The organism is Exilibacterium tricleocarpae (assembly GCF_007004655.1).
In the GTDB taxonomy this organism is placed as follows: domain Bacteria; phylum Pseudomonadota; class Gammaproteobacteria; order Pseudomonadales; family Cellvibrionaceae; genus Exilibacterium; species Exilibacterium tricleocarpae.
The window spans coordinates 195,059-207,419 of the sequence record NZ_ML660095.1; the positions used below are offsets into that span (position 1 = coordinate 195,059).

The 12,361-nt window shown below is 56.1% G+C and carries 9 protein-coding genes; 5 read left to right on the forward strand and 4 right to left on the reverse strand.

The features are described from left to right. Positions 1 to 15: 15 nt before the first annotated feature. Positions 16 to 1,692: a response regulator gene (locus FKG94_RS15470; protein ID WP_142905216.1), complete on the reverse strand. Its 1,677-nt coding sequence runs from the start codon at positions 1,690 to 1,692 to the stop codon at positions 16 to 18. Positions 1,693 to 1,852: 160 nt separating this feature from the next. Here FKG94_RS15470 and FKG94_RS15475 point away from each other — a divergent pair, with 160 nt between their 5' ends. After that, the gene (locus FKG94_RS15475; RefSeq protein ID WP_142905217.1) at positions 1,853 to 2,428 is read left to right on the forward strand and encodes a response regulator; all 576 of its coding nucleotides are present in this window, start codon (positions 1,853 to 1,855) and stop codon (positions 2,426 to 2,428) included. 17 nt (positions 2,429 to 2,445) lie between these two features. Here FKG94_RS15475 and FKG94_RS15480 read toward each other — a convergent pair whose 3' ends face one another. From FKG94_RS15480 to FKG94_RS15490, 3 genes are all read right to left on the reverse strand, one after another. Continuing rightward, the gene (locus FKG94_RS15480; RefSeq protein WP_142905218.1) at positions 2,446 to 3,420 is read right to left on the reverse strand and encodes a sensor histidine kinase; all 975 of its coding nucleotides are present in this window, start codon (positions 3,418 to 3,420) and stop codon (positions 2,446 to 2,448) included. A 5-nt stretch (positions 3,421 to 3,425) separates the two neighbouring features. Next, on the reverse strand, positions 3,426 to 3,971 hold the full coding sequence (locus tag FKG94_RS15485; RefSeq protein WP_142905219.1) for a heme NO-binding domain-containing protein: 546 nt from the start codon (positions 3,969 to 3,971) through the stop codon (positions 3,426 to 3,428). A gap of 69 nt (positions 3,972 to 4,040) precedes the next feature. Further along, entirely contained in the window at positions 4,041 to 5,261 is a 1,221-nt protein-coding gene (locus FKG94_RS15490; RefSeq protein ID WP_142905220.1) for an EAL domain-containing response regulator, read from the reverse strand. A 309-nt stretch (positions 5,262 to 5,570) separates the two neighbouring features. Here FKG94_RS15490 and FKG94_RS15495 point away from each other — a divergent pair, with 309 nt between their 5' ends. The 4 genes from FKG94_RS15495 (at position 5,571) to FKG94_RS15510 (ending at position 12,287) form a co-directional block, all read left to right on the forward strand. Further along, positions 5,571 to 5,957, forward strand: coding sequence for a VOC family protein (locus FKG94_RS15495; protein ID WP_142905221.1), 387 nt, complete (start codon positions 5,571 to 5,573; stop codon positions 5,955 to 5,957). A 191-nt stretch (positions 5,958 to 6,148) separates the two neighbouring features. Beyond that, positions 6,149 to 7,708 (forward strand): cation:proton antiporter family protein, encoded by a 1,560-nt coding sequence (locus tag FKG94_RS15500; protein ID WP_142905222.1) that lies wholly within the window; start codon positions 6,149 to 6,151, stop codon positions 7,706 to 7,708. A gap of 204 nt (positions 7,709 to 7,912) precedes the next feature. Further along, a complete protein-coding gene (locus FKG94_RS15505) occupies positions 7,913 to 9,142 on the forward strand; it encodes an efflux RND transporter periplasmic adaptor subunit (RefSeq protein ID WP_142905223.1) in 1,230 nt (409 codons plus the stop codon). Next, positions 9,135 to 12,287, forward strand: a complete 3,153-nt coding sequence (locus tag FKG94_RS15510; protein WP_246125193.1) for an efflux RND transporter permease subunit — start codon at positions 9,135 to 9,137, stop codon at positions 12,285 to 12,287. Before FKG94_RS15505 ends, FKG94_RS15510 begins: the two co-directional genes overlap by 8 nt. The last annotated feature ends 74 nt before the right edge of the window (positions 12,288 to 12,361 follow it).

A 12,361-nucleotide genomic window follows, 5' to 3' on the forward strand; every position in this document is an offset into this window, starting at 1 on the left:
CCGTGCGGCCGGCCTTTATTGCTTGGTAAGATCGAACAGCCGGGGTAGCTGACGCTCTATCTGCACACTGCTGCCGATTGAGCCGAGGGCCTCCCCCTGAAAATAGTCGCCGATTGCCAGCCACTCGGGCGGCGGGTGCGGCGTATCGATATCGGAAATAATGATTTTGGCGCCATTCTGACGGGCAACTTCTACCGTTTGCCGTGCGCTTTCACCAGTCGGATGCAGGTTCCGATGCAGGCGCAGATAGGAGATAGGCAGTATCTCGAATAAACCGCTATCGCTGCTTTTACCGTCGAAACCGTCGATGCAGAGCTTTATGCCCAGGCGGTGCATAACCATCAGGTTATGGCGAATTTTTTTGGTCGCCTGCCTCAGGCCGGCCTCGGTAAAAGTGAGAATCAATGCCTGTGTCGGTACCCCGAAAGAATGGGCGGCTTGTTGAATAATGACCGGTGTGGACGGTGTCGCCAACATACGGTCAGACAGGCGCTGCAGCAGTCGGATTTGGTTGCAACCACGCCGGCGCCAGCGGCTGAGCTGGGCATAGGCATTGCAGAGGTACCAGGGGCAGAGCACCTGATGGGTGCCACACAAGTCGGTGAGTTTGAACAGGTCGTCCTGTCCGGTCTCAGAGCAGTCGGGCCAGTGCAGCAGGCTTTCGACAATGCTGATACGACCCCCGGCGGCGTCGATTACAGGCTGGTATTGCACATTTACCTGGTCGGCTCTGATGGCTTTGTGGAACTGCGCGGCCAGGACCGCCTGTTTGTGGCACCATTGAACCCCCGCCTGGTCGTCACATTCAAACAAATTGCCGTTGTGGCGACTGCTGTCGAGGGCGGCCTCGGCATTGGCAAGCATCTTTTCCGCACTGACAGCCGTGCCCGGGCTGCAGCCGCCCATATGCCAGTCGATTGCTATATCCATGCCCTTGAACGTGAACGGACAGAGAAACGCCCGCTCGACTTTCAATGCCTGGTGGGTCAGGCTGGTATTGTCGGTGTGCTCAAACAAGGCGGTGGTAAAGCGACGGTGGCCGGTGCGTGCCAGCGGTGCGCCCGGGGGCAGATATTGGCGCAGTCGGTCAACGATATGGTGCAGCAACGGGGAGAAGACCCCGGGTTGCAACTGCGATGCGGCGGGCGTCCGGATTGTAAACTCCAAGGTGAGAACCTGGGGCGGCAGTTGCACACTGGAGCCCGTACGCATGGATCGGTCGATGTGTGCGATCAGTGCCGGCTTGGTCAACAGTTTGGCCGTCGACTCAATGTCGTCCTCCCGCACTTCCGCGTGTTGTAACGACGGTAACGACGGTAACGACTGTAACGGCAGTAAAGACAGGCGAATTAATTTTTTTAGCTCGTCATCCCGCCACGGCTTGGATAGAAAGCGAAACAGCTCCGCGTCGTTGACAGCCCGGGTCAGGGTGTCGAAATCACTGTAGCCCGACACCATGATTCTGGCGGTATCCGGATAAGATTGGCGGGCCAGGCAGAGCAGGTCGATGCCGGACATCTGCGGCATTCGTTGGTCCGTCACGATAACGTCCACCGTCCGGGCGGCCAGGACCTCCAGGGCGCTTTCGCCGCAGTCGGCCTCCAAAATCCGGTAACCCTCATCGCGCAGGGAACGGCGCATGGCTTTGCGCACCGCCGTATCGTCGTCTACAAGCAAGAGAGTGTTGTTCATTGTCTGGCTCCGCCCTGTCGAAGTTTTGCGGTATCTGTGAAGTGATTCACATAATTTGCATATACTGTATAACTTGAATTTGTTGAATATCCAAAATAATTGTTAGAACTAACATATTCGGTATACTGGTCGCTAAAGCATAAAGCGCGGGATCACTGGGATGACCACACAGCCAAAATCGCTCACTACCGGTCAGGCGGCGGCTTTTTGCAGCGTCAGTCTGCGCACCGTTATCAACTGGATTAACCGCGGGTTGCTGGCGGCGCACAAACTGCCCGGTCGCGGGGACCACCGCATTCAACCGCAGGACCTGGTGCAGTTTATGCGCACCAATGATATGCCGGTCCCGCAAGCCCTGCTCGACGGCGCCCAAAGCGAGACCCGGGTGGCTCTGGTAGTGGATGATGATGGGGCCATGGCTCGTTCCATCAGCCGCGTATTGCGCCAGGCGGGTTTTGAGGTCACAGCGGTTCACAATGGTTTTGAGGCCGGTATGGCGCTGATGCGTTTGCGCCCGCAACTGATGACCCTGGATTTGCAGATGCCGGGGTTGTCCGGGTTCGAAGTACTCGCGCAAATGCGGGAGCAGGGCCTGACAGAGACACGGGTAATAGTGATTTCCGGCATGGACGCCGGCAGCCGGGCGCGGGCTGGCGAGGCCGGTGCCGCGGCAGTGCTGGCGAAGCCTTTTGATGAGAGTGAACTGATTGCGTGTGCGAAGCAGCTGGCCGTATGATGCCTGTCTGCTTGATTTTATGATCCGGTGCTGGCTTGGGGTTTTACCGGCAACGAGATGACGAAAGTTGTTCCGCGGCCCGGTGTGCTCGTTACTTCGATTGCACCGCCGTGCTTTTTGATAATACCGTGGGAGATGGAAAGCCCCAGACCTGTGCCGACGCCGACTTCTTTGGTGGTAAAAAATGGATTGAAAATGTCCTTGATGATTTCCTCCTCCATGCCGCGGCCGGTGTCGCTGACCATCACCAGTATCTGCTCCTCCTCATAACAGGTGGCGACATCGATGCGGCCAAAGTCGTCAATTGCCTGGGAGGCGTTGACGAACAGGTTGAGAAAAACCTGTTGCAGATGCCCCGGAAAACCATAAGTCGGGGGTAGTTCGCCGAACTCGATCGCCACCTCGCACTTGTACTTCAATTCACTGGATACCAGCTTCAATGTGTTTTCGATACATGCGTTTATATCGACCTGTTCTTCCTCTTTGTCGTCGATGCGGGCAAAGTTCTTTAGATTTTGCACGATGTCGTGGATGCGCTCGGTGCCGTCGATGCCGTCGTCAATCAGGCTGTCGATGTCTTCAACGATGTAGGCAACATCGTATTCCTCAGCCGCTGTCCTGGTTGCGTTCAGGCATGCGGAGACTTCCGGCGTTAATGACTCTTTCTCCAATTGAAGCAACAAATCGTCATAGGTGCGCAACACAGCTTTAATACTTGCGCCGTAGCGTTTCAGTGTTGTGAGGTTGCTCTTGACAAAGCTGGTCGGGTTGTTGATCTCATGGGCTACGCCGGCGGAGAGCTGGCCGATGGAGGCAAGTTTTTCCTGGTGCAGGAGCTGTGCTTTTTGATCCCGCAGTTTGTCGTAGGCCTGCCGCAGAGAGCGATTGGTGTCATATAACTCCCGCGAGCGGTTTTCCAGTAGATCCTCGGCCTTCTCCCGGGCTTTCTTTTGCCGGGAGTAAGCCGCTTTGTAGTCTATGATGTCGTCCATGCCTGTTAAGTCTGGCGCGTAATGATAAACCGGCACTCGTCGGCACCACTGTGCATACAGGGGCCGTGGGAAAGTTCATAGTCGATACCATAGTATTGCGCCGCGCCCGCAATCAGGCCCTCGGCCAGGATGCAGAGCTTGCGCGGGGAGTGATAGTAAAGTACCAGTGTGTTCGCCTCGGGCGGATCGTAGCGCAGATCGGGCAAGTTGGGGTTTTCGTAGAGTTTTCTCACTTCTTTGTGGATTACATCATCAATACTCATCAAGAAACGGAAAAAATCTTTCTCGTTTTCAATCAACATGGGATATTTAGCAACCAAAGCATCGAATAAATGCCGGCCGAAGTATCGGACCAGTTCCTCTACCGGCTTTTGCGTCAGCTCCGCCAGCTTTTCGACCAGGGCAAACAACTCCGTGTCGGGATAGTCCTCGACCGAGGTATAAACACCCTCGGAAGCGGGTTTTACCGCCAGTAGTAATTGCTCCCAGGTGGCCATGCCCAGGTCGCCTTCCACCATCTCGTTGAATGCTATAAAAACGGCGCCCTTCATAACTCTCTTGCCTCTCAAAGTGCCTGTCACTAGCATAGACGTAGATTTGGTGTCGTGCTAAGAAGCTGGTCAGTGGTAGCGATCCTGTATGGCCTCCGGTGTCAGCAACACCTGGGACTGGTCGCACAATTGTCCGGTCTCGCCATACAGGCTGCCTTGCAGGTAGTCGCAGCCTGAGATCAACAACTGGTAGTGGCAGTTGGTTTTTTCAATGCCTCCGGCAATGACTTTGATACCGCGCGCATGGGCGTAGTCAACCAGTGCCTGGCAGGCGCTCGGATCGGCGATGCCGCTCGTGTTGCTGTAGGGACAGTTGCCGTGATTGAAGCGCAGCAGCCCGATTGGCAGAGACTCCAGCAACATCATATTGGCCTGGTCGAGCCTGAAATCGTCGATGCACAGGGTGACACCGGTCTGCCGCAGCTTTTGTAGAGTGCCACAGATATCATCGGGCGCCTGTCTGATGTTGATAGCGGAGCAGGCGAGAATCAGGCTTGTGGGCGAGACCCCGTGATCGCAGAGTAGTTGCCTTATAAGTTGCGGCGTAAAGGGGTTTGCCAACATTCGCTCAGACAATCGCACGACCATCTGCAGATGATCGAGCTTGCAGGCATGCCATTGCCTGAGTTGCTCGAGGCCGTCACAAAGGTAGCGTGTGTTCAGTACTTTATCGGCATTGCAGGTATCGCCCAGCACCATCAAGTCCTCATGCTGAGCGGTTCCCAAATCGGGGTGTTGCCATCTCAACGCCGCCTCGACCGCTGTCATCTCGCCGTGCCCGGCAGTAATGACAGGCAGGTAGCTCTGGATGATATGCCCCTCCTGAAGTGCCTGGTTGAAATCCGTAACCAGTGACAGAGGCGAGGGTCGGGTGGGTTGCAATGCCGGTTCAGCTTTGGGTGCCTGCTTCACAGGCCCCCGCCGGGGTGCTTTGAGGATTTTCTGAATGATACCGCGCAGGCGCAGGTCGTCCCAGGGTTTGTGAACGAACCGGTGCAGGTCCGCATCGTTGACCGCCTGGGCGAGGCTGTCGACATCACATTGCCCGGAGACCATGATTCTGAGCGTCTCGGGATAATCCCGGCGGGCGCGGCGCAACAACTCCGCGCCGGACATTTCGGGCATCCGTTGATCGGTCAGAATGACATCCACTCGGTTGGCGGCCAGGAGTTTGAGCGCTCGCGCGCCGCAGTCGGCTTCCAAAATGCGATAGCCGTCCGCTGCGAGAGAGCGGCGTAAAGCCCTGCGTACCTGGGCTTCATCGTCTACAAGTAAAAGTGTCTGGTTCATACTTTGCCTCTCCGAGTCAGTCGATTTTGTTACGGCTACGGGACTGCTGCCCTGGGATACTGTTAACACGCATATAATGTATAACTTGAATAACTAGTATTTCTCAAATAATTGTTAGCTTTAGACAGCGCTGATTACGAGCCTGAATGGTATATGCCCCGGCGTTGCTGGGGTGACCGGTCGGCCGCCACCGGCGCGACCTGGGATGGCTGGCCGATCCGGCCGTGCTCAATCGGACCGTATCAGCTATAGTCGCCTATCCCACGCGGGTGTGGGTTGTACCAATCACCATGAAATGCAGGAAAAACTATGATCGGCTACGTAACTTTAGGTACCAACGACATTGCGCGGGCGGCGGCTTTTTACGACAGCCTGCTTGCGGAACTGGGCGCAAAGCGGTTGATGGAGAGCGCCAGCTTTATCGCCTGGAGCACCGGCCCCGGGCAACCCGGCTTCAGCATCACCACACCCTTCAACGGCGAGGCGGCGAGCGTTGGCAATGGGGTAATGATCGCACTGGCGGCCGACAGCCCGCAGAAAGTGGATGCGGTGTACCGAAAAGCCATCGAACTGGGCGCCGCTGATGAGGGGCCGGCCGGGCCCCGGGGCGAGGTGTCGGGGTTCTATGCCGGCTACTTTCGCGATCTTGACGGTAATAAACTCAATGTGTTCTGTATGGTAGAGTCCGGCACCTGATCTGCTTATAACCCCCGGTATCGCCGGTTTCTGATCTAAATCAATAACACCGTCAGTCAGGTGGTGTGACATAGGGGCGGTACCAGGCGGGGCCGGCCAATGGGGCCGGCACCTTACCTGTTTTAAACAAAAAAATGGTCGGTTGTTGCCGGCTGCAAGCCTCGGTCAGATTCTTTTTATTGGGATAGTTGATGTTTGAGCCTGTCGTCATTCTGCTTGCCTTTATTGCCGGCATGGCATTTCGCGGATTTGGTTACCCGCCCCTGCTCGGCTATCTGCTGGCGGGCTTTCTCGCCCATGAAATGGAAATCGGCGATGCGACAACCATAACGCTGATTGCAGACCTGGGTATTACGCTGCTGTTGTTTACGATCGGCCTGAAACTCAACCTGAAAGAGTTGATGGCACCCCAGGTCTGGGCGGTGGCCGGTGCGCAGATGGCGATCGTCATTCCGCTGACCACCCTGGTTATTGTAGTGGCGGGATTGGTGTTTCCGCGTCTGGCGTTGCCCAATACCGGTGCGGCCTGGTTGCTGGCCTTCGCGCTGTCGTTCTCCAGCACGGTATTTGCGGTAAAAATATTCGATGAGCGCGGTGAGAACGCGTCGCTGCACGCCGCCATTGCCATCGGTATTTTGATTGTGCAGGACTTGATTGCCGTGACTTACCTGGTGGTCTCTTCGGGTAAATTGCCGAGCCTGTTTGCGCTCGGTCTGTTGGCGCTGCCGCTGCTGCGCCCGGTGCTGATTTACCTGCTGCGCCTGGCGGGGCACGGTGAGCTGTTGGTGTTGTTTGGCATTGCCGCTGCGGTAGGCACGGCGGAACTGTTTGAAGCGGTTAATCTGAAAGGCGGGCTGGGGGCATTGATTGTCGGCGTATTACTTGGCAACACGGAAAAAACCAGTGAACTTTATAAAAATCTGATTAACTTTAAAGACTTGTTTCTGATCGGCTTTTTTCTCAGCGTCGGTTACAATGGTTTGCCCTCCGGCGACATGCTGTTGGCCGCCGTCGCTTTGAGTTTGCTGATTTTTTTACGGCCAATCATTTATTTCCTGCTGCTGACCGCGTTCAAGTTGCGTGCCAGGACTGCGCTGCTGGCGGGGTTGTCACTGTTCAATTACAGCGAGTTCGGTCTGATTGTGGCCGCACTGGCTGCCGCCTCCGGACAGTTGCCACCGCAGTGGGTCACGACTCTGGCATTGGCAATGGCGCTATCGTTCTTTATTTCCGTACCCTTCAATGCGATGGCACACAGGCTCTACGCGCGTTTTTCAATGGTGTTGCATAAATTTGAACGCGCTGCCCGTCTGCCGGAGGAACGACAGGCAAGCCTGGGTGCGGCCGACAATGTGGTGGTGGGCATGGGGCGGGTCGGCTCCGGTGCCTATCAGTATCTGCAGGAACTCTACCCGGACAATGTCGTCGGCGTCGAAGAAAGCGTCGACAAAGCGGAACAGCATGTCGGGCATGGCATTCGCTGTGTTCATGGCGATGGCGGCGACCAGGACTTTTGGGAACAGGCCAATCTGTCCGAGCGCAAACTGATACTGGTGTGCCTAACCAACCACAAGGAAAATTTGGAGGTGGTAAAACTGCTGCGGCAATTGAACTTCCCCGGCAGAATCGCCGTGGTCTCGCAGTTTCCCGATCAACAAAAAGAGTTACAGGCGCTCGGTTGTGTCACCTTTAACCTTTACGCCGAGGCCGGCCACGGCTTTGCCGAACACGTGCTGGAGCAGATCGGTTAACGTTATTCCGGTAACGTCTTTACATTTTTTTAATAACTTTCACATAAGTTTCCTGTTGCCGGTCCCGCGGCTTGGCTACACTGACCGACCTATATAAAAAATATATTTGCAGCTGCCGGATAGTATAGGGCGTTAAAGTGTCCCATGCCTGCGGGTCTTCGGCGCCCAGCCGCGATGGATAGTCTTACGGATTGAGGTAATTGAGTGAATAAAAAGAAACAGATTCTCTACCCCTTGGTAATACTGGCGCTTGGCGCCGGCCTGTACTGGGGGATATCGAGCCTCGAAAAGCCGCCACAGACCAAGGCGCCGAAAGCGGTCGCGCCGCTGGTTAATGTAGTGCCCGTAACAGTCGAGCCCTTGCAGTTACAAGTGGATTCTCACGGCGTGGTCGAACCCAAGTATTTAACGCGGCTGGTGGCACAGGTGAACGGTGAAGTGGTGTTTTTGGCACCGGAATTTGTCAGCGGCGGTTTTGTCAAGCAGGGCCAGCTATTGGCGCGTATCGACCCGAGCGATTATCGGGCCCTGGTAACCGAGTCGGCGGCCAACCTGGCCTCCGCCGAGGCGGCGCTGGAACTGGAGCAGGCCCAGGGGCAGGTGGCCGCTGCCGAGTGGCGCAATATCGACGGCCGCACGCCCACCGGGCTGGGTTTGCGCAAGCCGCAGCTGGCACAGGAGCAGGCGCGCGTCAGCGCCGCACAGGCGGCGGTGACGCGCGCCCGGCGCAATCTTGAGCGAACCCGCATTGTGGCACCCTATGACGCCCTTATTCAGGACCGCGAAATCAGTCTCGGCTCCTATGTCAGCACCGGCACGGTGTTGGGGAGTTTACAGGGCGTGGACGTCGCCGAGGTGAGGTTGCCGATCGCCGACGCCGAGTTACAGTTCCTGGAACAGCAGGGCCGCCGGGGTGAAGTTGAATTGACGGCGGACTTCTCCGGCCGCCCCACTGTCTGGCAGGCCACTATCGTACGCAGTGAGGGGGTTGTCGATCGGAAAAGCCGCATGACCTACCTGGTCGCCGAGATACGTGCACCCTATGCGGGCGTGTTTGACTCTCACCTTTTACAATCCGACCCCGCCCGGCAGGACATGCCTGGAACCACTGTGCCGCCGCTGCGGTTTGGTACTTATGTAAAAGCCAAAATCGCCGGCATTTCACTGCCGCAGGTCAGTGTCATCCCCCGGCATTTGATCGAAGAAGGGCGCATACCGATACTCGATGAAAATCAGCAGTTGCGTTATCGACAGGTCAATATCATTCGCCAACAGGGTACCGACGCCATTATTGCCGGCGATGTGTTGGCGGGCGATCGCCTGATTACGACAGCGCTTGAGTATCCCATCGAAGGCATGCTGCTGACGCCTGCCGTGGACGGCGAAGCGCTACTCGAATCAAAAGTGGCTCGACGGGGCGCAACCAGTGAATAGCGGAGAACCGGCTGTCGAAAAGGGCCTGATCGCCTGGTTTGCCAACAATAGTGTGGCGGCCAACCTGTTGATGATTGTGATTATTCTCGGTGGTTTGATCACCGCTATGACTATTCGCAAACAGATGTTTCCACAGATAGAAATCAACTGGATACAGGCTTCCATCGTCTATCCGGGTGCCGCCGCGGCCGATGTACAGGAAGGCATCACCATTAAGGTAGAGGAAGCATTGGAGTCGGTGCGGGGGCTGGATCGGATTATTACCTATTCGAACCGCGGCAGTTTTATCGCCTATATGCGCATCGACGAAAACTATGACGCCCAGGAAGTATTGGATGACGTCAAGCTGCAGGTCGACACTATCTCGAGCTTTCCCGACGGCATCGAGCGACCGGTTGTCGAGCGAATCAAATTTGAGCAGGAGGTAATGTACCTGAGCCTCGTCGGTGATCTGAATCACCGCCAGCTAAAGGAGTTGGGGCGCGAAATCCACGATGAAATACGGGCATTACCCTTTGTCAATGTCAGTGAGTTCTACAGCGGTTTGTCCTATGAAGTGGGGGTAGAGGTATCAAAGGACAGGCTGCGGGAGTACGGGCTTAGCTTTCAAGATATTGTCGCGGCACTCAATCAGTTTTCCACCAACCGCTCCGCCGGTCAGATTCGCGCCGCCGACGGTTATATCTCCGTGCGGATGGAGAGCCAGGCCTATCGCGGTCACGAGTTCGAACAGATACCGCTGATTAATCTCAGCGATGGCACCCAGATAAAACTCGGGGAAGTGGCCACCGTAGTAGACGGTTTTCAGGAGGGTATCAACTACTCGAAATTTAATGGTCAGAATGCGGTAACACTGTTTGTCGGCGCCGGCAGTGACCAGAGCATTACCGATGTGGCCAGGACTGTAAATAATTATGTTGCCGAAAAACAAGCCGCGTTGCCGCAAGGCGTGAGTCTCAATGTCTGGATTGACCTGACCTATTATCTGGAAGGTCGTCTCAACATGATGTACACCAATATGTTTTACGGCGGTGTCCTGGTGTTTCTCATGCTGGCGTTGTTTCTGCGCACACGACTGGCTTTCTGGGTGATGATGGGACTGCCGGTGTGTTTCCTGGGCACACTGTTTGTGATGCCGCTGGAATGGGTGGATGTCACTATCAACGTCACCAGCCTGTTTGGCTTTATTTTGGTGTTGGGCATAGTCGTGGACGACGCCATCGTTATCGGCGAGAGCGTGCATGCCGAAATCGAGCGCAGGGGACAGAGTATTGACAATGTCGTGCGCGGGGCCAAACGGGTCGCGGTGCCTGCCACCTTTGGGGTTCTAACCACCGTTGCCGCCTTTGGTCCCATGGTCCTGGCCGATGGCCCCATGGCGGCGTTCTCCCAGTCCATCGGCTTTGTCGTCGTCTTCTGCCTGTTGTTCTCGCTGGTTGAATCGAAACTGATACTGCCGGCTCACCTGGCCCACATGAAGGTGAAAGCTGCAGGCGGCGATGGTCGTATGACCAGACTGCGGGCGCGTATCGACGGTTTTCTGAAGCACTTTATCGAGGCTTATTACCGGCCGTTTCTCGAGCGCATGATCTATTTTCGTTATGCCACCATAGCTGTGTTTATCGCAGTGTTGCTGGTCAGCATCGGCCTGTTTCAGGGCGGTATTATCCGCTATGTAGGTGAACCCAAAATTCCCCATGACTACCCTGAAATCAATGTGGAAATGAACGCGAGCAGTTCTGAAAATGACACGTTGAATACAGCACGGAATATTCAACGGGTATTGGAACGGGTGGAGAAGGACGTTGAAAGTCAGTATGGCACGGGTATGATTCAAGACCTGCTGGTGGATATGCGCTCGCGCACCCAGGTTGCCATTATGGCGCGGCTGGTCGAACCCGAACAGCGCCCCATCGACACCTTTGAGCTGGCAGCGCTGTGGCGCGCTGCGCTGCCGGCGCTGCCTGGCGTAAAGACCCTCAGTATAAGAGACGATATTTTTTCATCGGATCGGGACGATGGCGATATCAGCTTTTTGCTGGAAGGCGACAATCATGACGAACTGCAACAGGCCACCGGCGAACTGAAACGTAAACTGGCGAGCCTGAAAGGCGTTGGCGATGTCAACGACAGCCGTGAGATTCCGGCCAAGGAGGTGCGCCTGACCCTGAAGCCGCTGGCGTACAGCGTCGGCCTCACGGTAGCCGATGTGGCGGCGCAGACGAACTTCAGTTTATACGGTGCCGAGGCGCAGCGCATTATGCGCGATGGCGAGGAAGTCAAAGTCATGGTGCGCTACCCGGACTACCAGCGCAACTCCGTCGGCCTGGTGAACAAAGTCCTGATTCAGACACCGGAGGGGGCCGAAGTGCCCTTGTCAGAAGTGGCGCATATCGAAATTGTCGACGGCTACCATCGCATCCGTCACGAAAACGGCAAGCAGAGCATTTCGGTCTGGGCGTCGGTGGATGCCGATCAGGCCGAGCCGCTTAAAATTACCGAAGATATCAACACAAACTTTATTCCGCAACTGAACGAGAAGTTTCCCTCGGTGAGCGGGGCCACGGCCGGTAGAATTCAGGAAGAAATTGAAAGTAGAAACAAGCAGCTGCGGGATTTTGCCATTTCGCTGCTGGTGATTTACGCCCTGCTGGCGATTCCGTTGAAGTCTTATATACAGCCGGTTTTGATCATGTCGGTGATTCCGTTTGGCGTAATCGGCGCGATGCTCGGACACCTGCTGTTGGGGCTGAGTATGAGCGCGTTATCGCTGTTCGGTGTGATCGCCGCCTCGGGGGTGGTGATCAATGACTCGCTGGTAATGGTGGACTTTATCAATCAGGCCCGGCGCCGGGGCACGGCGCTGGTGGAGGCGGTGGTGCAATCCGGTTGCCGGCGTTTCAGGGCAATTCTATTGACCTCGATAACCACATTTATCGGACTGGTGCCTATTATCACCGAGACCAGTCTGCAGGCGAAGATCGTTGTCCCGATGGCGGTATCACTGGCTTTCGGCGTGCTGTTTGCCACGGTGATCACGTTGTTGTTGGTGCCATGTCTGTATATCGCCGGTGTCGATATCGGCCGGCTGTTTATATCTCTACGCTGGCAGCGGCTCGGCTTCCTGCTGCCGTCGGGCCGGTAGCTGCCCGACGCAGCCCGGTTCCGACCATCGACAAAAACGATGCTGTATCTTTCCGGCTTCCTCCCGGCGCGGAT

Bases quoted from the DNA above. Each gene is read 5' to 3' on its own strand.
- FKG94_RS15475 (WP_142905217.1), top strand. From the start codon at position 1,853: ATGACCACACAGCCAAAATCGCTCACTACCGGTCAGGCGGCGGCTTTT.
- FKG94_RS15495 (WP_142905221.1), top strand. From the start codon at position 5,571: ATGATCGGCTACGTAACTTTAGGTACCAACGACATTGCGCGGGCGGCG.
- FKG94_RS15470 (WP_142905216.1), bottom strand. From the start codon at position 1,692: ATGAACAACACTCTCTTGCTTGTAGACGACGATACGGCGGTGCGCAAA.
- FKG94_RS15500 (WP_142905222.1), top strand. From the start codon at position 6,149: ATGTTTGAGCCTGTCGTCATTCTGCTTGCCTTTATTGCCGGCATGGCA.
- FKG94_RS15490 (WP_142905220.1), bottom strand. From the start codon at position 5,261: ATGAACCAGACACTTTTACTTGTAGACGATGAAGCCCAGGTACGCAGG.
- FKG94_RS15480 (WP_142905218.1), bottom strand. From the start codon at position 3,420: ATGGACGACATCATAGACTACAAAGCGGCTTACTCCCGGCAAAAGAAA.
- FKG94_RS15485 (WP_142905219.1), bottom strand. From the start codon at position 3,971: ATGAAGGGCGCCGTTTTTATAGCATTCAACGAGATGGTGGAAGGCGAC.